Below are 20,704 nucleotides of genomic sequence, written 5' to 3' on the forward strand. Positions count from 1 at the left end.
GCCTAGCATGGCTTAACAAACGTGCTTCGTGCAAATTTAATTATTGATGAAGAAAAGGTGTCCCGCTGTGTTTTTGGGACACCCTCGATGGATCGGACTGTATCAAACTTTCAAGAATTTCCAAACAAAGAAATCATTGTGCAACAAACGCTAAAATTTTCCTGAACGAAAAATCGAGTAAAGCAGCCAACCGAATAGAAAAGCGGACGCACCCAATCCGATTTCAACAGCAGGAATCTTCCACAGCAGCGTCGACGGCCGACCGAGCGATGAAGCGATCATCAGGCCGACGAGGACGATGCTCAGCGAAAGAAGAACGATGCTAAACGACAGCCGGTTCGCAATCTGGTCGAGCTTCTTTAGCAGCGCTTCCAAATCAGGAGCCGTGATTTCCAATCGAAGCTTGCCATGCCGCATCATTTTCGTCCATTCCTTTACGCTCTCCGGCAGTCGGAGCAGCCATTCACCATAATCAAAAATCCGCTTCCACGCTGTTTCTGCCACGCGATCAGGCCGAAGACGCTCTTTCATCAGCTTTCTCCCAAACGGTTCGGCAACGTCCATGATGCGAAACTGCGGGTCAAGCGTCTCCACGACCCCTTCGACCGTCAACAGCGCTTTCCCTAACAGCGTCAAATCGCTTGGGATGCGAATGCCATGGCGAAATGCCACCGAAAGCAAATCCTCGACGGCTTCCCCAAGACTGATCTCACCGAGCGGGACGCGGTAGTATTTCTCCCGCAACTCGTCAATATCATCGTGCAATTTTCCTTCATCGACTCCGTCAGGAACAATCCCTAAGCCGTAAATCGCACCCAACACCCCATCCGTGTTTTGCCGCATTAAGGCGATGATGAGTGAAGAAAGATGATGTTTGACATGAGGTCGAAGGCGGCCCATCAAGCCAAAGTCAATGAAGGAAAGCGTTCCATCGTGGAGAACAAATACATTGCCAGGATGAGGGTCGCCATGAAAAAATCCATGCTCAAACATTTGTTTAAAGGTTGCTTCAGCCAAACGCTCGGCGATCGTTTTTAAGGAGTGGCCGTTCGCTTTCAGCCGCTCGAGCTCCCCAAGTTTCATTCCTTCGACATATTCCATCGTGAGCACTGTTTTCGTCGTATAATCCCAAAACACCTTTGGGACATACACCGACGAATCGTCGGCAAACTGCTGTGCAAACCGTTCCGCATGGCGCGCCTCGACGGTATAATCCAGCTCCTGCCGTAATGAACGCGCCAGTTCATCGACAATTTCAGACAATTGGTAGGTTGCCGCCCAATCGAGACGACGTTCCGCCAGCACGGCCAAATCTTGCAAAATTTCCAGATCCGTCTCCACCCGCGCAGCGATGTGCGGACGCTGCACTTTCACCGCCACGGCTTGTTCGGAAGGAAGAACCGCCCGGTGCACTTGTCCGAGCGAAGCGGCAGCGAGCGGCATTTCGTCAAATGAACGAAACAAGGTTTCAAGCGAACCCCCAAGTTCTGTTTCCACCCTCCGGCGAACGTCGGCAAACGGAAACGGCGGAACTTGGTCTTGCAGTTTTTCGAGCTCGCTGATGATCGGAGCGGGAATCAAATCCGGCCGTGTGCTAGCAATTTGCCCGAGCTTCACGAACGTCGGGCCGAGCTCCTCGAGCACAAGGCGGAGCCGCTCCCCAACCGTTTTTCCTTCCTTTTTCCCTTGCTCCGCTCTCCATCGCGGCGGCAAAGAAAGAAAAGACGAAAAGCCGAGCTCATCGACGATCATCCCGAATCCGTGCCGAAGCAAGGAGACGGCGATTTCGTGATACCTTCCGATATGGCGCATCCGTTTTCCGATCATCGGGACATCTCTCCTAAGGCGGCAAAAAGCGAGCGGACAGGCCGCATCGGTTTACTGCCCGCTTTGTTCCTTTTCTTCAAGACGGCGGATTCGCTCCTCGAGTTGCCGCACGTCTTCTTTCGTCGCCAAGTCAAGTTTATCGATCACCTGCTTGATTTGCTCGCGTACAAGCCGCTGCACTTCCGTTTTCCGCGCTTCGGTCTGCTGCTTCCATTGATCGATCACTTCCTTCGATTCGTCAAGCGACAATTCCCCTTTTTTGACAAGCTCGTCAATGATCTTTTCCACTTGTTCTTTGCTTGCAATCGCCAATCCCAGCCCGAACGCCAATCCTTTTTTCAAAATGCTCATTCGTTTGCAGCCTCCTTGTGCCATTCTGTTTTCCTTATTGTACCATTCTTTGGCGATCCATGTCGAGCCAGACGGCAACTCTTTTGTATAGGAGACAGGCCGATGCGGCATGCTATCATTGGACAACGATTCAAAGGAGGGGTTTGATGGTCGACGAACCATTGCATTACGGAGAAGACTATCATTTTATTCCCGCAACATCGGCGGCAAGCGGCGTCGGGGTCAGCGTGCGGCCGGATTTGTATTGCCATACGATTCAGATCGTGAACATTTGCCTCGTTGGCCATCCTGACGACCGCGCGTTTGTATTGGTGGATGCTGGCATGCCGGGATCAGCCGATGATATTGTTTCGGTCGTGGAAGACCGCTTTGGCAGCGGCAGCCGCCCGCAAGCCATTATTTTAACCCACGGCCACTTTGACCACGTTGGGGCGTTAATCGAGCTTATCCGCGAATGGAATGTGCCGGTGTACGCCCACAAAGACGAACTGCCGTATTTGACCGGCAAAGCGCGCTATCCCGAACCGGACGCGTCCGTTGAAGGCGGACTTCTCGCCAAAATCTCGCCGTTTTTCCCAAACGAACCGATCCAGCTCGGCACTCACATTCAGTCTCTCCCTGCGGACGGCACCGTCCCGCATTTGCCGGAGTTCCACTGGCTGCACACCCCCGGGCACACACCGGGTCACATCTCCTTATTCCGTCCGCGCGATGCGGCTTTAATCGCTGGCGATGCATTTGTCACGGTCCGCCAAGACTCACTGTACAAAGTATTGACCCAGCAAACCGAAATTACCGGCCCGCCGCGCTACTATACCACCGACTGGACGGCCGCCCGCGAATCGGTGCGCAAATTGGCCGCACTCTTCCCATCGGTCGCTGTCACGGGACACGGCGCCCCAGTAGCAGGAGAGGAATTGCGTGATGGGCTGACGAAGCTCGCTCGTGATTTTGACCGCATCGCTGTCCCAGATTATGGAAAGTACGTCCATTAACGGAACGATTCCACCTACACTTACGATTTGGAAACGAAAGGCTTCCCGGTTTGAAATGATCAGCGGCAGGCCGTTGCTAAGAAAAAGGGTGTCCCAATTGGACACCCTTACACTGTCAGACAGCAGCCGCCCAAGGCGTTTTTCTACTGAAAGCGGAAGCCGTGCTGCTGCAACGTCAAGACGATGCATTCCTCCGAAATCTTTTTTTCATCAAATTGAATCTTCACTTCTCCATCTTCCGTGTCGACGAGCGAGCGCTCCACGCCGTCGAGCCCGCTGAGAAGGCGTTCAATGCGCGCAATGGGTTGCGGTGACGTCGCCCCATCGATATAAAAGGTGGCTTCAGCCATCCTCTTCCCTCCTTCCGCAAAAACATGCCATTCCCCGCCGCTTATTTTGCCCGATTCCCGCCCGCATAAACGGGCCCATCGCTCCGTTAGCAATGGCATAAAAAAAGATGGCAAGAATTGCTCTTGCCATCTGTCATAAAAAATGGGCCTAAGTGGACTTGAACCACCGACCTCACGCTTATCAGGCGTGCGCTCTGACCAGCTGAGCTATAGGCCCGCTCATAAAGTGGAGGGGGACGGATTCGAACCGCCGAACCCAAAGGGAGCGGATTTACAGTCCGCCGCGTTTAGCCACTTCGCTACCCCTCCATAATAAAAATAAAAAATGCCGACTGCAGGACTCGAACCCGCAACCTACTGATTACGATTCAGTTGCTCTACCAATTGAGCTAAGTCGGCATAAAATAAATGCAAGAAGGTGGCTCATTGTTGTGCTCTGTGCCTCTTCCTCTACAAGCTGTTTCGAGGAAGCAGGATGCGTCGAGGCAACTCGAAGCCGATTCGATGAAGCGGATGCTCGTCTCTACCAATTGAGCTAAGTCGGCATAATTATGATATAAATCGTGGCTCATTGTTCATTTGTTGTGTCCCTTCCTCTCCCAGCGGATTCGAGGAAGCGGGATGCGTCGGGACAACTCGCAGTAGATTCGACGATGCAGATGCTCGTCTCTACCAATTGAGCTAAGTCGGCGTAAGTAGGAATAGAACGTGACTCGTTGTTTTTCCACTGTGCCTCTTCCTCTGCCAGCACATTCGAAGATGCTGGATGCGTCGAGGCAACTCGAAGCCGACTCGACGAAGCGAATGCTCGTCTCTACCAATTGAGCTAAATCAATATTTATGGCGGAGGAGGAGGGATTCGAACCCCCGCGGGCTGTGACACCCCTATCGGTTTTCGAAACCGACCCCTTCAGCCAGACTTGGGTACTCCTCCATAGCTGTTTGGAGCGATGCGGTCGAGAGGACTTGAACCTCCACGGGGTTGCCCCCACTAGGCCCTCAACCTAGCGCGTCTGCCATTCCGCCACGACCGCATACAATGGAGCGTAGGGGATTTGAACCCCTGACCTCTTCGCTGCCAGCGAAGCGTTCTCCCCCTGAACTAACGCCCCATGATGGTGGAGTATACTGGGATCGAACCAGTGACCCCCACGCTGTCAACGTGGTGCTCTCCCGCTGAGCTAATACTCCACGTTGTTTGCCTAGCAGCGACCTACTCTTGCAGGGGCGCTGGCCCCAACTACCATCGGCGCTGGAGGGCTTAACTTCCGTGTTCGGGATGGGAACGGGTGTTTCCCCTCCGCTATCACCACTAGGCAATGGCGACGATTTTTATTATAAAGCAATCCAAAAGTTTGTCAAGTTTTTTTGTATCTTTATATTTCAGTTCTTTCAGAATCGGAACGACAATGTAAAATTTACTATAAAAAAATGAAAGAGTCAACCCTCTTTTTCATTTTTTTCGATCTTCACTGTCCCTTTCTCTAAAGTTCTTGTCATCCCCTTCTTTATACGCGTATAATAAAGGAAGAAGGAACGTATAATAAAGCAGGGCATTGGCGGCCACCAATGCCCTGTCCATACACAGCCGCTGCAAGAAGTGCAGTGGCCCAAGCCTCGGGCATCGTAACCTACCCTCGCCTCGGCCTAGCAGGGTGGGTTACTTTTTGTCTTTGGATACGGCGATCACCGCGACGATGAGTGACGCAAACGCAATCATGAGCGTCAGCGCGTCGGCAATCGACATCATCAGCACCACCCCCTTTCGTTCAGGGAGTGGCCACTGCCCACCCTGCATATGGCTGTGCATGTTTCATTATACCATCAAATCAAACAAATGCGAATATACATTCGCATCCTCGTTGAAAATTAGGAATGTTTCCCTACCCGAGGGGGACAAACGCCACTTTTCCTGTTGCTTCGTACCGCCGCTTCCACAGTCCTTCTTCCCTGCTTCCTATAACCGCTGAAACTCCGGCGTTTTCATCAAGCGCTCGAAAAAAATGATTTGTATAAAATCAGCGTTTTTCCGAATAATGACCATAGACGAATCTCGCTGTTCCAAGGAGGAAAAAAGGTGGAACAAGCAAGGCAAACCCGCATTCATGGGCTGTTGTTGCTGATCGTCGCTGCTGTGTTCGTTTGGTCGGCCATTCGTCCAACCAGCTATGCGGTGTGGGCGCTTGAGGTCGCCCCAACGCTTGTGGGGCTTGTGATCGTGGTGGCCCTGTATCAACGCTTCCGGCTGACAACGATGTCGTATGTCATCATCGCCATGCTGGCGGTCCTCATGTTGATCGGCGGCCATTATATTTACTCCAAAGTTCCTTTTTTTAACTGGATCAAAGATGCGTTCCATTTCGAACGCAACCATTATGACCGGTTTGGCCATTTCCTCAAAGGGACGTTCGCCCTCGTCCTAAGGGAGATTGCGCTGCGGAAAACGCCGCTGTCGCGCGGCCCTTGGCTTTTCACGATCGTCACAAGCATGTCGCTCGCCATCGCCGCCCTGTATGAAATCATCGAATGGCTCGTCTCCATCATCTCCAAAGGAGGAAAGGCATCGAAAGATTTTTTGGGCACGCAAGGCGATATTTGGGACACCCAATGGGATATGGTATGCACATTGATTGGGACACTGATTGCCCTATGGCTGCTCTCAAGGTGGCACGACCGGCAACTTGCGCGGTTGGATCAGCCCCGCAGCTAGGCTCGTAAAACAGCGGCTTCCCTTTTCAAGAGAAGCCGCTGTTTTCAATTCACCTTATACAAATAAATCGTCCACGCCGACTCATCGGACGTGAATACACGGTCCAACACGAGTCCATTTTCCGCCGCATTGTCAATCGGAACCGCCGAGAAAATATAGCGGCCGCCCATTTTTTTCAACTGTTCTGTATTCAGCTGCAAGTTCTTCAGCCGCTTTTTCGAGTGTTTCGTGAACATGTACCGTTTTCCAAGTTCCGCTGTAAAAATATAGCAGCGCCCGCCCCATTCGTCAAAATATGTGCGGATCGTTTTGCTTTTTTCCAGTTCACGTTCAATGATTTTGCGGAACTCGTATTTGTATGACAGCGGATAAAAGTTGTTGTACGTATCGAGCGTGTAAAACCCGTTGTATTGGGCGATGGCGGGGTGAATGCCGATGCTGACGACGCGGTAGTCGGACACCGGGAGCCCGATGTATTGCTTGATTTCTTGGAACTGTTTTTCCGCGTAAAATTGTTTTACCGTCGGCTCGTAGCGGAAGACGATTTCTTCGTTAATCAAAAACACCAAGATCACTTGGGCCGCTAGCAGCCGCTTCGCCCACTTTTCTCCTTTTTTGCTGTATTGCCATACGATTTTCAGCGCTAGCGCAAACTGCACATAAATGACAAGCGGGCGCAAAAAATGAAAGCGGGCAAAGTTAAACGTGTCCAAAAAATGAAACCGCTCGGTAAGCGGCAGCCACCCTTTATAAAACCAAAATGCATACCACGCCGACAGGGCGAAATTCAGTCCGAATAGGAAAAGAAATAACCGTTCTTGCTTCCATCGTTTTTTCATGAAAACGAGATACAAGGCCATCAACCAGGCCGGCAAAATAAAAAATGTATGCTCGGTCATGACGTGATGGTGGCCGAGGAGAAAGTTTTTCCACGTCAAGCGGACGCAATGCCAAAACGACAAACGGGCATGGAAGTACTCATCCCGGCTTGTCGGCTCGTCTTCCCATAAAAACGAGTACACAAGCCGGTACTCGACAAGCAAATACAACAGCGTCATGTAAGCGATGGAAGTCAAAAAGCGGATGTTCCACCCCTTCCCGCGCAACACATCAACAAGCCAGAGGGCACCTATGGCGGCAAGAAAGAAAAAGAACCCGAGCACAAAGCTGGAATAAAACGGGAGAAGCGTGAGCGCGACGTAATGTTTCCACTCCCCCTCGCCTTTCCGGATGCTCAAAAACGCCCAGAGCGCAAGCGGCATGCCCAGCGTGCTTAACATCCCCGACGGCCAAAACAGCGTCAGCGCAAATGCGAGCGCCACGCCGATGCGAACAGCCATCCAACGCGGCTCGGGCAGGAAATGTGTTTTTAACAACCAATACATACCGACAAATGCCACCACCCTTGTGATCGTTTGGCTGAGCGCATAAGCAGTCATCGTGGGAAATAACGCGTGCAGCCAGACGATGCCGGTCAACTCCGAACCGAGGGCGTTTCTTGACAACTTGCCGTTGGCGATTTGCGGAATCTTCGCGTCAAGCGGCCCGGTGATTTTTCCGCTTTCGGAGAGCACCTTATACCAAGCGATATTGGAATCCAAATTATCGTGGACGCGAATATGGGCGTTCTCGCCAAGGAGAAAGAACGGGGACACGTAAAGGGCGATGAGGCCAAGCGCCAAAAGGAAAAACCATCGTTCTCTTTGTTCGGCCATCGGCATCACGCTCCCGTTTCCAAGTTTCTATTGGATACGGTGTGCAATGAGAAGAAAATTATTCCTAAGGACGGTCGAAGAGGGTGGTGATTTATGAAAAGGGGGGCTGCGCGTTCTTCTCAGTCTCCTCTTCATTCGCATTTTTTGCCCCTTCTATTTTCTCTATGCACACCTATCTTAAAATATTAAGGACAACTTATGGTAGATAGCTTCCCCACTACAATACACAATAGAAAACAGCGGCCTCTCTCTTACAAAACCGCTGTTTACACCTGCTTCTACACCCTTGACTTTTCCTTTAATCCTATCAGATGGTCCTTCTCTTCCCTCCGGCTGAAAATCGCCGCGAGGATCGCTTCGGATATATATATTGTTGTGCCACACGCTGAAAATCGCACTTGGAACAGCCGCCAAGGGTGAAAAATTCGCTGTGGCAATTGCCACGCTCAATCCGGAGTTTTGCATTCCTACCTCCATGGCGACCGCTTTTTGTTTAGCCAAATCCATGCCGAGCAGAAGGGGCAGGCTGAAGTCAAAGGCAACTGGACGAATCCCCCTTAACAAATTTGCCCGCCAACCGCTTGGATATCTTCTTCACGTTCGACCGTCACGTCAATGGCAATCCGCAGTCCTTTCACAATCGTTTCTAACGCCATGCTGGGCTGTCCTGGATGCCGGGCTGCTTGTTCCGGCAGATACGGAATATGGATAAATCCGGCCCGAATGGGCATCTTCACTTGGGCAATATAATGCATCAATCCGTAAAACACATGGTTGCAGACAAACGTTCCCGCTGTATAAGAGACAGAGGCTGGTATGCCGTGACGCCTCAACTCATGGACAATCGCTTTGACCGGCAAAGTTGACCAATAGCCAACAGGCCCGCCTGGAACAACGGGTTCGTCAATCGGCTGATGACCTTCGTTGTCGGGAATGCGGGCATCATTGATGTTCACCGCTATCCTTTCAACGGAAATATCGGCTCTCCCTCCCGCCTGTCCGACGCAAATCACAATATCGGGATCCACTTGCTTCATTGCATCATGCAAGATTTCTAATGATTGGCCAAATACGGTTGGAATCTCCCGAACTTCAACGATATACCGATCGTTTTTCCATCCGGCTGCTTGCTTGGCCGCCTCCAGCGATGGATTCACCGTTTCTCCTCCAAACGGATCAAATCCGGTCACGAGCACTTTTTTCATCGTATTTTCAGTCCTTTCCCGTTATCGGATTATAAATCCATGAGAGTGACCACATACATTGCAGCGATGTTGAACGCCAACAGAATCAACGCTGTCGGCACTTGCACACGAATGACATGATTTTTATCCTTCAAGTCAAGCAGAGCAGCAGGAACAATGTTGAAATTCGCCGCCATCGGTGTCATCAAGGTGCCGCAGTAGCCGGAAAACATCCCGAGGGCGGCCACATGATTCGCATCGACGCCAAATTGTTTAATCAGCAGTGGAACAGCGATCCCCGCTGTCATGACCGGAAACGCGGCAAAAGCATTGCCCATGATCATCGTAAACAAAGCCATGCCAATACAATAGGCCACCACAATCCAAAACAACGAATGAGTCGGAATGATGTTTCCTACCAAATTGGAAACAGCGGCGCCTACCCCAGCAGTCGTAAAAATCGTCCCTAGCGTTGCCAGCATCTGCGGCAAGAGGGCGGCCCAGCCGATTGATTCAAGCAGCCTGCGCGATTCTTTGACCGCCATAACAGGGGTAGACCGAGTGATCCACAGACTGACAAGCAAAGCAACGAACGTCGCTAGACCAAGAGACACAAGGGTCACGTTTTTCGGATCTAAAATGAAGGCGTTCCCAACCTTGACATTTTTCAGCCATGTCACGCCGATGACAGTCAAAACCGGAATCAACAAGGCCGGAATGAACAGGCGATGTTTCAATCGATCGCGATGTTGTCTTCTCTCTTCCGGCGTCGCCTCTTGGTAGCTTCCGAGCTTCAATCCCCCGGTTCCGACAATGGCCACCATGATAAGCACAAGCACTCCGGTGTAAAACGGGGGAATGATGCTGCCGAACAGCAACGCCACGCCATAAAACAAATAAAACAGCCCTGATGTGAAACGCTTCGGGTTTTGACGATCGGCAAAGGTCCACAAGCTTCCCAACACAACCACAATGCCTAAAAATATGTACACCGCTTCAATGGACAGCCACATTCACTCTCTCCCCTTTCCATTCTCCCGATGAAGGAGCTTGTGAAGCGAGCGGTCCAGCCGATGCAGGCGGATGCTGTGAACGATCAACGCGGCCACGGCCGTTGGGATCGCCCATAACGCCATATGCAGCGGATCAGAAGGAATGCCGTTTTGATCAAAAAATCCTTTCATCAACAAAATCGCTCCGATGGCGATGAACACATCCTCGCCAAAAAACAACCCGATATTGTCCACCGCTGCGGAATGAGCGCGAATGTCATCCCGGACATGATCCGGCAGTTTTCCGTATTTCGCTTCCGCCGCTCCTTCTGCCATAGGAGCGACGAGCGGGCGAACCATTTGTGCATGGCCGCCAATGGAAGTAAGCCCAGCCGCAGCAGCCGCTTCCCGGATGATCAAATAAGCGGTCAAGATTCGTCCTGTTGTCGCGGCTTTGATTTTCGCCACGACACTCTCTGCCTGTTCACGCAATCCAAAACGTTCCAAAATGCCGATGACGGGCAATGTGGCGATGAACACCGCCATATACCGGTTGGTCGTAAACGCTGTTCCAAATTGTTCAATAATGTCATACAGCGATTGATGGGCGAGCAATCCTGTCGCCAATCCAGCCGCTGTCACGACAAGAAGTGGATTAATGCGAACAATGAAGCCGATGATGACGATCAACACTCCAATGAGCACCATGTTTCTCTTCTCCTCTCCAGCACATTTTACGGCAAATGTTAATACAAATCGTTACGTCGTTCACCCCACTCTATTTCTTAGTCGGCATCCCCCTCCCCTCCATCTGTCGTTCCACATTTCGGAACAATAGTTTCAAATTTGTTATTATCATTATATAATTGAGAAAAATGAAAAATCAATAAATACTTACCGAAAATTTACTTTACAAAATAAAACATCAACTTGACCGAACCCGTCATGATACATCAAGCCCCCTCTTCGTTGCATCCCTTGCCCCTATTTTGTATCATGAATAATTAAGAGAAATTTAGCAGAAAAAGGAGGTGCCGACCATGACCAAACAACTCCCTCCCGGCCAATTCGAAACCGAAAAATGGCCGATTTTGCATGAGGGCGATGTGTACCAATTCGATGAAGCGACGTGGAATTTCCGATTGTTCGGCGATGTGAAAGAGGAAGTGTCGCTTTCGTATCAAGAAGTGATGCAGCTGCCTAAGACGGTTTCAACCATCGATATGCATTGTGTCACAACATGGTCAAAATTCGACACGACGTTTGAAGGCATCGCCTTCCGCGAGTTTTTGCGCTTTGTCGAGCTAGATCCTGATGTGAAATACGTGAAAATTTACGGATATTTAAACGGCGACCGGTTCGGCTATTCGGCGAACTTGCCGCTTGAAGCGCTGATGGGCGATGATGCCTTGTTTGTCTATCGATGGAAAGACAAGCATCACGACTGGCAGGACATCTCGCCGAAGCACGGCTATCCGCTCCGTTTCATTCCGCCGGCGACGTTTTACTTATGGAAAGGGGCGAAATGGGCGTCCGGCATCCGCTTTATGAAGGAAGATGAGCCGGGCTATTGGGAAGAGCGCGGCTATTCGATGACCGCCAACCCGTTTAAAGAGGAGCGGTTTGCCGAGTGGGTGCCGCGGATTCGCTTTTGACAAAGCAAAAAAGCGAGGGGTCGGAAATCCCTCGCTTTTTGATCATCAAGCGGCTTGGCGGGATGCCGCTTGTTTCTCAAGCCAAGCACGAAGACGCCAAAAGAGAAGCTGAAATACGATGGCCGCCATCGCTCCTTTGACGGCGTTAAACGGCAAAATCGCCGATACCACCAACGCCTTCGCTTCCGGCGCGCTCATCTGCGGAGCGCCAAGGAAAAGCGTGTACGCCGGCATAAAGACGCAGTAGTTGAGCACGCTCATGACGAGCGCCATTGTCACTGTTCCCGCCGCCAACCCCAGCAGCAAGCCTTTTTTCGATGCGGCTTTCCCATAAATATAGGAAACCGGCAAAATAAACGCCGCCCCAGCGGTAAAGTTGGCGATTTGGCCGATCGGAACGCCGGTCGCACTGCCGACAAAAACATAGTTCAACACGTTTTTCAAGAGTTCGACCGCCACGCCGGCGAGCGGGCCGTACAACAGCGCGGCGACAAGCGCCGGGATGTCGCTGAAGTCGACAAGCAAAAAGTTCGGAAACGGCGGCAACGGAAAGTTGAGCATCATGAGCACATGCGCCATGGCTCCCAACACTCCGATGCCGACAAAGGTGTGGATGGAAATGCGTTTCATGCTTGTTCTCCTCCCCTTCTCGTGATTCATCCTCACAAGAAGAAGGCTGCCGCCGCGAGCGCCAACAAAAACTCCCTTAAACCGAACGAGGCTTAAGGGAGAAAAAGGGTGTGCGCAACTAGACGTTCGCATGCGCCAAAACGAACGCCGGCAAACCTTCATCTTCTCCCATCCAGACTATACTGTCGGCTCCGGACTCGCACCGGATCCTGCCTTGCGGCTCGCGGGCTGAGAGGCCAAGCGCCTCATCACCGCCGGTCGGGAATTTCACCCTGCCCCGAAGATGAATCGCTTATACATTTTTATTATTCCGATTAATTTAGTATACAATACCTCTTTTCGTTTGTCTATCATTTTTTCCCATATGTTTTATGTTTGGCGCCTACTCCGCCAACTTGTCAATTCTCCTTTGGAAGCATATCCCCCGGCTCGAGCACCGGCGGATGGACGTCCACCGTATCGGCGTATTTCAGCCCGGTTCCGGTATTTAATACGACGACCGTCTCCCCATCACGAATCCAACCGCTCTCGCGCAACGTTCGTGCCGCCGCAAACGCCGCCGCTCCTTCCGGGCAAATGAACGCCCCTTCGAGTTCGGCTGCCGTCCGCTGTTCAGCCAAAATCGCTTCATCGTTGACGGCAATAGCGCAACCGTCCGTCTCATACACCGCCTCAAGAACAAGAAAGTCGCCAAGCGCTTTCGGCACATTGATGCCAAACGCCACTGTATGGGCGTTCGGCCAAAACTTCGATTCACGTTTTTTCTCCTTCCACGCCTTGACGATCGGCGCGCAATGCTCGGCCTGCACAGCGACAAGCCGCGGCATGCGGCCGTCCACCCAGCCGAGCGCCTGCAATTCTTTGATCGCCTTGTAAATGCCGATCAACCCGACGCCGCCGCCGGTCGGATACAAAATGACATCCGGGAGCTGCCACGAGAATTGTTCGGCGATCTCCAGTCCCATCGTTTTCTTCCCTTCAATCCGGTACGGTTCTTTCAACGTCGACGCATCGTACCAGCCGTATTCGCGGATCGCTTTGGCGACGATTTGCCCGGCATCGCTAATGAGGCCGTTGACTAAATACAGTTCCGCCCCAGCGATGGCGCATTCCTTTCGCGTCAGTTCCGGTGCATCAACCGGCATGACGACTGTCGCCTGAATGCCCGCCCGCGCCGCGTAGAGCGACCATGCCGCGCCGGCGTTGCCGTTTGTCGGCATCGCAAGCTGCTTGACGCCCAGTTCCTTGGCTTTGGAAACCCCGACCGCCGCCCCGCGGGCTTTGAACGTTCCTGTTGGAATGACCCCTTCGTCTTTCATGTAGAGCGCTTCAATGCCGATCTTTCTGCCAAGCCGCATCATCGGCACAAGCGGCGTCATCCCTTCGCCGAGCGACACGATATGTTCAGGATGCTTTACCGGCAGCAACTCATGATAACGCCATAAATTCGCTTCACGTTCCCTCAGCACATCCCTCTTGACTTTTTGGCGCATCGACTCCAAGTCGTAAGCGACAAGAAGCGGCGAACCGCATTCGCAAAGTTGATGGATTTGGTCGACATCGTATGTACGTTCACACTTCGGACAATACAGATGAGACACGTAGCTGAATGACATGGTTTGGCTTCTCCTTTCCATTTGTTTCATCCGCACGAGGCAGGAAGCACCTACTTTCGCGTTTCTGACGAGGCACTGGCCTTTTCATTATACCATAACCGTCCTCTGCCACCGGCGCCTGTAATGGCAGTGTCCGTACGCCAACTTTGGGGCATCATAGCGCCAAGTAGGAAATGGTCCCCCTCTTTTTTACCGTTTGAAGCCGCATATGGTAAAATAAAACGGAAACCGCCTCTTTTTTCTCACTGCATCGGCGGAATGATTCGCTGATCCAGAAAAACTTATACATAAGGAGATGAACCAATGAAACAGGAACTCATCGAACGCTTCATCCGCTACGCGAAAGTCAACACTCAATCCGACCCAAACAGCCATACGTGCCCATCGACTTCGGGACAGTGGGAGCTGGCGAGAATGCTCGTCGAAGAGCTGAAGTCGATCGGCATGGAAGATGTGACGATCGATGACAACGGCTACGTGATGGCGACGTTGCCGGCCAATACGGACAAAAACGTGCCAGTGATTGGCTTTTTGGCTCATATGGACACCGCTCCGGAGTTTACGGGAGCCAACGTCAACCCGCAAATCATCGAACAGTACGACGGCGGGGACATCGTGTTAAACAAAGAACAAGGCATCATCTTGTCGCCAAACGATTTCCCGGAGCTCGCTCACTACCAAGGGCATACGCTCATCACGACCGATGGGACGACGCTGCTTGGTGCTGACGATAAAGCCGGAATCGCCGAAATTATGACCGCGATGAACTATCTCATTCAACACCCGGAAATCAAGCACGGCAAAGTGCGCGTCGCCTTTACGCCGGATGAGGAAATTGGCCGCGGGCCGCATAAATTTGACGTTGCCAAATTCGGCGCCCAATTTGCCTACACGGTCGACGGCGGGCCGCTTGGCGAATTGGAGTATGAAAGCTTTAACGCTGCCGAAGCGAAAATCACGATCAAAGGAAAAAACGTCCATCCGGGCACAGCGAAAGGAAAAATGATCAACTCGATCAAAATCGCCATGGAGTTCGAGCAGCAGTTGCCAGCCCATGAGGCGCCTGAGCATACGGAAGGATATGAAGGGTTTTACCATTTGCTTTCGTTCCAAGGCAGTGTAGAGGAAACGAAGCTTCACTACATCATCCGTGACTTTGACCGCGAACAGTTCGAGGCTCGCAAAGCGAAAATGAAAGAGATCGCGGCTTCGCTTGCGCAAAAATATGGAAACGACCGAATCACGCTCGAAATCAACGACCAATATTACAACATGCGCGAAAAAATCGAGCCGGTGCGCCACATTGTTGACATCGCCCACGAAGCGATGACGAACTTGGGCATTGAACCAAAGGTGAAACCGATCCGCGGCGGTACAGACGGGTCGCAGCTCTCCTACATGGGGCTGCCGACGCCGAACCTTTTCGCCGGCGGCGAAAACTTCCACGGCCGCTACGAATACATTTCCGCCGACAATATGGTGAAAGCGGCCGAAGTGATCGTGGAGATCATCAAGCTGTTCGAGCAAAAAACTTCCTAAAGCCAAAAGGGAGCCGATGGTTTTCGGCATCCCTTTTTCGCTTCTAAAAACATCATAATTGTTCCGCCTATTGCAGTTTTGTGATCCGCCCTTCGATTTGTACCGAAAACGGCTGTGACAACTGGCGGATGTAAGTGACAAGTGCATCCAAATCGACCGGACCGACCTCGCGGTGTTGCCCTTGCGTCAGCACAGTGAACCCATCGCCACCATCAGCGAGAAAGCTGTTGACCGTTACCGTATATTCAGCGTCTGGATGAAGCGGGGTGCCATCTGGCAGCTGAATATCGACGACTCTGTCCCCTGCTGGTCTGCTGGCGCTCCATGTATAGCGGAGGCCGGAGATTTGCAGCATGCGCGTTTGGGTTGGCTGCCATTGTTGATTCAAAAGCTGGCGGATTTGCGCGCCGGTGAGCGTCATTTTCACGAGCTGGTTGTTGAACGGCTGAACGTTGTACAATTCGCCCCACGTCACTTCGCCTTGTTCAATATCGGCGCGAATGCCGCCCGGGTTCATAAAGGCAAAATCGGTTTTCATCGCCGCCCGCTGGGCATCGGCGATCAAATTGCCCAAGGCGGACTCGCCGCTTTCGTTTTGTTCATCGGTGATCGTTTCGGCTGCTGTGCCGACGACTTGATTGACAAGCGGCGCCACTTTCGCTTCATATTTTTCGACGAGGGCACGGATTTCCGGGTCCGGAGTGATGCCGTCATGATATGTCGTCACGATCTCCGCTTTTTTGGCGACGACGTCTTTCGTACGCGGGTCGATTTTCAAATCGACATCAGAACGCCGTGCCGTACGAATACGACTGAACGAGCAGCTTGCCGTCCACAACCGCATTTAAATAGGCATGGTTATGACCGGCGAAAATCACATCGACTTCATCATCGACATTTTTGGCGATATCGACAATTTCCCCGCTTGCGTTTGTCCCATCCGGATTGGATACGCCTGGGTTATGGGCGAGAACGACGATCGTTTGCACCCCTTTTTTCTTCAGTTCCCGGACCGCTTTGTTAATCGCTGTTGCTTCATCGATGAACTTGACTCCCGCGACGCCGCTTGGCGTCACAATCATTGGTGTTTCCGTGAGCGTGACGCCGATCAATCCGATCGGCATGCCGTTGACCCGCTTAATCACATATGGCGGGAGAATCGGCTTTCCCGTTTGCGCATCAACGACATTGGCGCTCACGTACGGAAAATCTGCTCCGGCGAAATCGCCGGTCGCCGGGTGATATCCGCCATGGATCAAGCGGAGCATTTCCGCTACTCCTTCATCAAACTCATGGTTGCCAAGGGTGCCGACGTCAAAGCCGAGCTTATTGAGCACTTCGATCGTCGGCTCGTCCTGCAGCAACGCCGATACCGGCGGGCTGGCGCCAACCGCATCGCCGGCATGGATGAGCAGCGTATTTTTGTTTTCCGCCTCCCGCTGTTTCAAATAAGCGGCCAAATAATCAGCCCGTCCGACTTCCCGCCCGCCGACTTTTCTCGTCACATTCAACTGACCGTGGAAGTCGTTAATGCCTAACAGCTGCACCTCAATATAACGGTGCGAGGAAGCAGGCGGCTTCCCCTTGCTTTTCCCGTTCCCTGCCGCCCCAACTGGAGCCGCGGCCAGCACCGCTGCAGCAGCCAATGCGGATAGCACCCGTCTTCCCCATCGTTTGGAATTCTTCATTCCCGGTTCCCCTTTCTCTCGCCTTCTCGTTCACTCCCATTATATCCTTGCGAGTCAATACAATGATAGAGCAGAAAGGATGATTTTTCGTAAATATTTTGTAAATTCACAACTGACTGTTGAGAACAACAGAAACAAAAAAAGACCGCCCGATAGAGTCTGTTGATCGGACAGTCTTTCCCTTTTAGCTCGGTGGACAGCCAGCCGTGGGGCGGGTGTTCCCAAGAATCTCCCACCTCGAAGCACAAGCATAGGTGGAAGAGCGTTCAACCGACCGCGTTTTTCTTGTTTAACGGAGCAACGCGAATGCCGGTCGTCTCCTCAAAATCGTACAACCCGCCCGGGAGATCGGCAAACCGCTCGAGTTCATTGTAAGCCGGAATGCCGTGGTACGCCATATCGAGACCTTCTTCTTCCTCACGCTCTGTCGCTCGGAGCCCGACCGTGCTGTCGCACACATTCGCGATGAGCGCACCGCTGACGAAGCCCCAAACGATGACCGTCAACGCGCCAAGCAGTTGGGTGGTGAACAACCATGCATGACCGGTCGTCAACAATCCTTGCGTCGAGTCGAACAAGCCGACGGCGAGCGTGCCAAACACCCCATTAAACCCATGAACCGCCACCGCACCGACCGGGTCGTCAATTTTCAACGCATCGACCAACAGCGTCGCATAGACGACGATGACGCCGCTCACAAGACCGATCAGCACCGCGCTCCATTGCGAAACGAAGGCGCAACCGGCCGTAATGGCCACCAGACCGGACAATACACCGTTCATAACCATGCTTGGATCGGCTTTTCCGTACTTTTTCATCGTCACGAAGAGCGCCGACGCGCCCCCGGCCGCCCCTGACAGCATCGTGTTGAGGGCGATCGATGCCAATGCTTTATTGGATGCGTCGAGCGTACTGCCCGCATTAAACGCAAACCAGCCAAACCATAAAATGAACGCCCCAGCCGAAGCAAGGGGAATATTGCTCGGCGCAAATACGTTCACACTACCGTCCGAGTTGAACCGCCCTTTTCGCGGCCCAAGCCGCTTGGCGATCGCCAGTGCCGCAAAGCCGCCGAGCGCATGAATCGCTGCTGACCCTGCGAAATCTTTCATCCCAAGTTTCGCCAACCAGCCGTCGCTATGCCAAATCCAATGGCCCGACAATGGGTAAACGGCAGCGCAAACGAGAAGAACCGTCACAATGTATGCCTTAAAATTCATCCGCTCGGCAACCGCGCCGGAAATAATCGACACACACGCCACCGCAAACCCGATTTGAAACAAAACGAACGCCGCGCTAGGCAACGGAACAGACAACGAAATACGTTCCGGCGTCCCAAACAATGTCGTGCCGACCCATCCAAACGCGTCATCGCCAAACATCAACCCAAAGCCAATGAACCAAAAGGCGAGCGCTCCAACGGTCAAATCAACGAAAATTTTCATTGTCACATTGACGGCGTTTTTCGTCCGCACCAGCCCTGCTTCCAGCAAGCTGAATCCGCCTTCCATAAACAGCACCATCGCTGCAGCGATGACGATCCACACAGCATTGACTTGTTCGATCATGACCTTCCCCCCTGTTTCTCTGCCAACTCATCAATGTCAAAATCCAACGTGCCCGTGCGAATATTGTACGCCTCAAGCACCGGGTAGACGAAAATTTTCCCATCTCCGTCTTCCCCGGTTTGCGCAGCGGCGACAATGGTTTGAATCGTCCGCTCGACCATATAATCGGAAAGAACAATTTCCAGCTTCACTTTCGGGTGAAGCGTCACTTTGTAGTTTTTTCCTCGGTAAACGCCTTGCGTGTCCTTCTGTTTTCCCCGCCCAACGACTTGCGAAACGGTAAACCCGGTGATGCCGATCTGTTTCAGCCCTTTAATCGTATCGGTCAATTTTTCCGGCCGGATGATCGCTTCAATTTTTTTCATGTTTCCCGCCGCCCCCCTCAACCGTTTCTTGTGTAATAAAATATAACGTATTTATGTTAAAAATTATAACAATTAAAAAAGCTGTGTCAAGTATGAGGACAAAGTTTTTTTGCGCGCCGCCTATCGGGCATAACTCGAAGGAAAGCGGATCAGCAGGGTGTCCATCCAAACGACTGATCGCCGTTATCCGTTCTAACACAAAAAAGGTGTTCCGCAAACGATCGGAACACCTTTTTCATCGTATTGTCATTCGGCGCTATGCCACGCGAAACGGCCATGAACGTCAAGCCCTTCTCCTTGTTAGATCGTCTCCTTCCCGCGCACGCCGTTGATCGAATAGCTCGCTGTAATGGCGGCATTTAACGAATGGGAAACGGAACAATATTTTTCTTTTGACAACCGAATGGCGCGGACGACCTTGTCTTCCGGCAAATCGCCTTCGAGCGCGTAATGAATATGAATCTCTGTAAACCGCTTTGGGTGGTCATCGGCGCGCGTTCCTTCGACTTCCATCGAAAACGCGCGGACATCAAGCCGCATTTTCCGCAAGATCAAAACGATGTCAATGCCGGTGCAGCCGGCTAAGGCGTGAAGCAAAAGCTCCATCGGCCGAGCGCCTGAATCGTTGCCGCCGACGTCTTTCGAGGCGTCGATCGGAATCACCACACCGGAAGCGCTTTGGCCGCTGAATGACATGTTTCCGTTCCATACAACCGTCGTTTTCATCATGGTCGCTCCTTTCTCATCTGTCCGGGGTCGGACGGACTTTCCGACAGCCCGTTTCTTCTTTTCAGTTTAGCGGCTATGTCCTTGAAATGCAAAATTCCTGTCTACCGTTTTCGCTCATGCATGTTAAAATAGAAACATGCACAAACTTGTTGAGTAAAGGGTGTTTGATTCGATGACCGCACTCATTTTGCTTCTTGCTTATCTTCTCGGCTCGATTCCGTTTGGCCTTCTTGTCGGGAAAATCGGCTACGGGATCGACATCCGCGAACATGGAAGCGGCAATCTTGGGGGAACAAACACGTTCCGCGTGCTTGGGGCGAAAGCGGGAACGATCGTCATTGTCGGCGATATGCTAAAAGGGACGCTGGCGGCGAGCTTGCCGATGCTTTTTTCCGTCCCCGTGCATCCGCTTTTGGCCGGGGCGATCGCCGTGGTCGGCCATATGTATCCGGTGTTCGCCAAGTTCCGCGGCGGCAAGGCGGTGGCGACATCGGGCGGGGTGATGCTGTTTTATTCGCCGTTGTTCTTTTTGTCGCTCATCGCCGTGTTTCTTGTCGTCTTGGCTGTTTCACGCTACGTCTCCCTGTCATCGATGGCCGCGGCGCTGTATGCGGTCGTGTACACCGTCTTTTTCACTGACGACATTCCATTGACGGTGGCAGTGTTGTTGCTGGCTTCGTTTATCTTTTATCGTCATCGCGCCAACATTCAACGCATCTTGAACAAAACGGAGCCAAAAGTGAAATGGCCAGGCAAACGCTCATGACGACGGACGGAGAAAGGAGTTTGT

At 52.2% G+C, this 20,704-nt stretch carries 18 protein-coding genes, 7 tRNA genes, 1 rRNA gene, 2 pseudogenes and 1 riboswitch; of the genes and pseudogenes, 5 read left to right on the top strand and 23 right to left on the bottom strand.

Annotated elements, in window-relative coordinates; genetic code table 11:
* Positions 1 to 150: 150 nt before the first annotated feature.
* On the bottom strand, positions 151 to 1,827 hold the full coding sequence (locus GYMC52_RS08605) for an ABC1 kinase family protein (protein ID WP_013523776.1): 1,677 nt from the start codon (positions 1,825 to 1,827) through the stop codon (positions 151 to 153).
* Positions 1,828 to 1,878: 51 nt separating this feature from the next.
* Entirely contained in the window at positions 1,879 to 2,178 is a 300-nt protein-coding gene (locus GYMC52_RS08610; RefSeq protein ID WP_011231247.1) for a phasin family protein, read from the bottom strand.
* Positions 2,179 to 2,324: 146 nt separating this feature from the next.
* Between GYMC52_RS08610 and GYMC52_RS08615 the strand changes: the two genes are divergently transcribed.
* Positions 2,325 to 3,173: an MBL fold metallo-hydrolase gene (locus GYMC52_RS08615; protein WP_013523777.1), complete on the top strand. Its 849-nt coding sequence runs from the start codon at positions 2,325 to 2,327 to the stop codon at positions 3,171 to 3,173.
* Between the two features lie 143 nt (positions 3,174 to 3,316).
* On the opposite strand, the gene GYMC52_RS08620 is transcribed toward GYMC52_RS08615, so the two are convergent.
* From GYMC52_RS08620 to GYMC52_RS19970, 10 genes are all read right to left on the bottom strand, one after another.
* On the bottom strand, positions 3,317 to 3,523 hold the full coding sequence (locus GYMC52_RS08620; protein WP_013523778.1) for a heavy-metal-associated domain-containing protein: 207 nt from the start codon (positions 3,521 to 3,523) through the stop codon (positions 3,317 to 3,319).
* Positions 3,524 to 3,666: 143 nt separating this feature from the next.
* A tRNA-Ile gene (locus GYMC52_RS08625) sits at positions 3,667 to 3,740 on the bottom strand.
* Positions 3,741 to 3,750: 10 nt separating this feature from the next.
* Positions 3,751 to 3,832 (bottom strand) — tRNA-Tyr (locus tag GYMC52_RS08630).
* Between the two features lie 17 nt (positions 3,833 to 3,849).
* Positions 3,850 to 3,922, bottom strand: a tRNA-Thr gene (locus GYMC52_RS08635).
* 442 nt (positions 3,923 to 4,364) lie between these two features.
* A tRNA-Ser gene (locus GYMC52_RS08640) sits at positions 4,365 to 4,457 on the bottom strand.
* A 17-nt stretch (positions 4,458 to 4,474) separates the two neighbouring features.
* Positions 4,475 to 4,557: transfer RNA gene (locus GYMC52_RS08645), tRNA-Leu, on the bottom strand.
* A 6-nt stretch (positions 4,558 to 4,563) separates the two neighbouring features.
* Positions 4,564 to 4,635, bottom strand: a tRNA-Ala gene (locus tag GYMC52_RS08650).
* Positions 4,636 to 4,639: 4 nt separating this feature from the next.
* A tRNA-Val gene (locus GYMC52_RS08655) sits at positions 4,640 to 4,714 on the bottom strand.
* A 9-nt stretch (positions 4,715 to 4,723) separates the two neighbouring features.
* A 5S ribosomal RNA gene (gene rrf / locus GYMC52_RS08660) occupies positions 4,724 to 4,840 on the bottom strand.
* A 343-nt stretch (positions 4,841 to 5,183) separates the two neighbouring features.
* Complete coding sequence (locus GYMC52_RS19970) at positions 5,184 to 5,273, bottom strand: putative holin-like toxin (protein WP_021322622.1); 90 nt, start codon at positions 5,271 to 5,273, stop codon at positions 5,184 to 5,186.
* A gap of 327 nt (positions 5,274 to 5,600) precedes the next feature.
* Between GYMC52_RS19970 and GYMC52_RS08665 the strand changes: the two genes are divergently transcribed.
* A complete protein-coding gene (locus GYMC52_RS08665; RefSeq protein ID WP_013523779.1) occupies positions 5,601 to 6,233 on the top strand; it encodes a DUF2238 domain-containing protein in 633 nt (210 codons plus the stop codon).
* A gap of 44 nt (positions 6,234 to 6,277) precedes the next feature.
* On the opposite strand, the gene GYMC52_RS08670 is transcribed toward GYMC52_RS08665, so the two are convergent.
* From GYMC52_RS08670 to GYMC52_RS08690, 5 genes and pseudogenes are all read right to left on the bottom strand, one after another.
* Positions 6,278 to 7,948, bottom strand: coding sequence for a DUF6044 family protein (locus tag GYMC52_RS08670; RefSeq protein ID WP_013523780.1), 1,671 nt, complete (start codon positions 7,946 to 7,948; stop codon positions 6,278 to 6,280).
* A 278-nt stretch (positions 7,949 to 8,226) separates the two neighbouring features.
* A pseudogene (locus tag GYMC52_RS20250) lies at positions 8,227 to 8,464 on the bottom strand (transporter, sodium/bile acid symporter family protein); the annotation flags it as partial.
* Positions 8,465 to 8,505: 41 nt separating this feature from the next.
* Entirely contained in the window at positions 8,506 to 9,153 is a 648-nt protein-coding gene (pcp, locus tag GYMC52_RS08680) for a pyroglutamyl-peptidase I (RefSeq protein WP_013523781.1), read from the bottom strand.
* A gap of 29 nt (positions 9,154 to 9,182) precedes the next feature.
* On the bottom strand, positions 9,183 to 10,145 hold the full coding sequence (locus GYMC52_RS08685; protein ID WP_013523782.1) for a DUF979 domain-containing protein: 963 nt from the start codon (positions 10,143 to 10,145) through the stop codon (positions 9,183 to 9,185).
* Positions 10,146 to 10,832 carry a DUF969 domain-containing protein gene (locus GYMC52_RS08690; protein ID WP_013523783.1) on the bottom strand — a complete coding sequence of 229 codons (687 nt, stop codon included), beginning with the start codon at positions 10,830 to 10,832 and terminating at the stop codon, positions 10,146 to 10,148.
* Positions 10,833 to 11,164: 332 nt separating this feature from the next.
* On the opposite strand from GYMC52_RS08690, the gene GYMC52_RS08695 reads away from it, so the two are divergent.
* A complete protein-coding gene (locus GYMC52_RS08695) occupies positions 11,165 to 11,779 on the top strand; it encodes a sulfite oxidase-like oxidoreductase (protein WP_013523784.1) in 615 nt (204 codons plus the stop codon).
* 45 nt (positions 11,780 to 11,824) lie between these two features.
* On the opposite strand, the gene GYMC52_RS08700 is transcribed toward GYMC52_RS08695, so the two are convergent.
* Positions 11,825 to 12,439, bottom strand: coding sequence for an ECF transporter S component (locus GYMC52_RS08700; RefSeq protein ID WP_083777785.1), 615 nt, complete (start codon positions 12,437 to 12,439; stop codon positions 11,825 to 11,827).
* A 126-nt stretch (positions 12,440 to 12,565) separates the two neighbouring features.
* A riboswitch (FMN riboswitch) is annotated at positions 12,566 to 12,698 on the bottom strand.
* A 109-nt stretch (positions 12,699 to 12,807) separates the two neighbouring features.
* Positions 12,808 to 14,025: a threonine synthase gene (locus GYMC52_RS08705; protein WP_013523786.1), complete on the bottom strand. Its 1,218-nt coding sequence runs from the start codon at positions 14,023 to 14,025 to the stop codon at positions 12,808 to 12,810.
* A 303-nt stretch (positions 14,026 to 14,328) separates the two neighbouring features.
* Between GYMC52_RS08705 and pepT the strand changes: the two genes are divergently transcribed.
* Positions 14,329 to 15,564: a peptidase T gene (gene pepT, locus GYMC52_RS08710; RefSeq protein WP_013145307.1), complete on the top strand. Its 1,236-nt coding sequence runs from the start codon at positions 14,329 to 14,331 to the stop codon at positions 15,562 to 15,564.
* A 67-nt stretch (positions 15,565 to 15,631) separates the two neighbouring features.
* On the opposite strand, the pseudogene GYMC52_RS08715 reads toward pepT, so the two are convergent.
* The 4 genes and pseudogenes from GYMC52_RS08715 to GYMC52_RS08735 form a co-directional block, all read right to left on the bottom strand.
* Positions 15,632 to 17,252: pseudogene (locus GYMC52_RS08715) on the bottom strand (bifunctional metallophosphatase/5'-nucleotidase).
* Between the two features lie 266 nt (positions 17,253 to 17,518).
* Complete coding sequence (locus tag GYMC52_RS08720; RefSeq protein ID WP_013523787.1) at positions 17,519 to 18,820, bottom strand: ammonium transporter; 1,302 nt, start codon at positions 18,818 to 18,820, stop codon at positions 17,519 to 17,521.
* Entirely contained in the window at positions 18,817 to 19,185 is a 369-nt protein-coding gene (locus GYMC52_RS08725) for a P-II family nitrogen regulator (RefSeq protein ID WP_013523788.1), read from the bottom strand. Before GYMC52_RS08725 ends, GYMC52_RS08720 begins: the two co-directional genes overlap by 4 nt.
* 300 nt (positions 19,186 to 19,485) lie before the next feature.
* Entirely contained in the window at positions 19,486 to 19,911 is a 426-nt protein-coding gene (locus tag GYMC52_RS08735) for an OsmC family protein (RefSeq protein WP_013523789.1), read from the bottom strand.
* A 175-nt stretch (positions 19,912 to 20,086) separates the two neighbouring features.
* Between GYMC52_RS08735 and plsY the strand changes: the two genes are divergently transcribed.
* Entirely contained in the window at positions 20,087 to 20,680 is a 594-nt protein-coding gene (plsY, locus tag GYMC52_RS08740; protein ID WP_011231258.1) for a glycerol-3-phosphate 1-O-acyltransferase PlsY, read from the top strand.
* Positions 20,681 to 20,704: the final 24 nt, after the last annotated feature.

Source organism: Geobacillus sp. Y412MC52, from assembly GCF_000174795.2.
Lineage (GTDB): Bacteria > Bacillota > Bacilli > Bacillales > Anoxybacillaceae > Geobacillus > Geobacillus thermoleovorans.

Bases quoted from the DNA above. Each gene is read 5' to 3' on its own strand.
- GYMC52_RS08725 (WP_013523788.1), bottom strand. From the start codon at position 19,185: ATGAAAAAAATTGAAGCGATCATCCGGCCGGAAAAATTGACCGATACG.
- GYMC52_RS19970 (WP_021322622.1), bottom strand. From the start codon at position 5,273: ATGATGTCGATTGCCGACGCGCTGACGCTCATGATTGCGTTTGCGTCA.
- pepT (WP_013145307.1), top strand. From the start codon at position 14,329: ATGAAACAGGAACTCATCGAACGCTTCATCCGCTACGCGAAAGTCAAC.
- GYMC52_RS08620 (WP_013523778.1), bottom strand. From the start codon at position 3,523: ATGGCTGAAGCCACCTTTTATATCGATGGGGCGACGTCACCGCAACCC.
- plsY (WP_011231258.1), top strand. From the start codon at position 20,087: ATGACCGCACTCATTTTGCTTCTTGCTTATCTTCTCGGCTCGATTCCG.
- GYMC52_RS08615 (WP_013523777.1), top strand. From the start codon at position 2,325: ATGGTCGACGAACCATTGCATTACGGAGAAGACTATCATTTTATTCCC.
- GYMC52_RS08720 (WP_013523787.1), bottom strand. From the start codon at position 18,820: ATGATCGAACAAGTCAATGCTGTGTGGATCGTCATCGCTGCAGCGATG.
- GYMC52_RS08685 (WP_013523782.1), bottom strand. From the start codon at position 10,145: ATGTGGCTGTCCATTGAAGCGGTGTACATATTTTTAGGCATTGTGGTT.
- GYMC52_RS08695 (WP_013523784.1), top strand. From the start codon at position 11,165: ATGACCAAACAACTCCCTCCCGGCCAATTCGAAACCGAAAAATGGCCG.
- pcp (WP_013523781.1), bottom strand. From the start codon at position 9,153: ATGAAAAAAGTGCTCGTGACCGGATTTGATCCGTTTGGAGGAGAAACG.
- GYMC52_RS08670 (WP_013523780.1), bottom strand. From the start codon at position 7,948: ATGGCCGAACAAAGAGAACGATGGTTTTTCCTTTTGGCGCTTGGCCTC.
- GYMC52_RS08690 (WP_013523783.1), bottom strand. From the start codon at position 10,832: ATGGTGCTCATTGGAGTGTTGATCGTCATCATCGGCTTCATTGTTCGC.
- GYMC52_RS08700 (WP_083777785.1), bottom strand. From the start codon at position 12,439: ATGAATCACGAGAAGGGGAGGAGAACAAGCATGAAACGCATTTCCATC.
- GYMC52_RS08605 (WP_013523776.1), bottom strand. From the start codon at position 1,827: ATGATCGGAAAACGGATGCGCCATATCGGAAGGTATCACGAAATCGCC.
- GYMC52_RS08705 (WP_013523786.1), bottom strand. From the start codon at position 14,025: ATGTCATTCAGCTACGTGTCTCATCTGTATTGTCCGAAGTGTGAACGT.
- GYMC52_RS08735 (WP_013523789.1), bottom strand. From the start codon at position 19,911: ATGAAAACGACGGTTGTATGGAACGGAAACATGTCATTCAGCGGCCAA.
- GYMC52_RS08610 (WP_011231247.1), bottom strand. From the start codon at position 2,178: ATGAGCATTTTGAAAAAAGGATTGGCGTTCGGGCTGGGATTGGCGATT.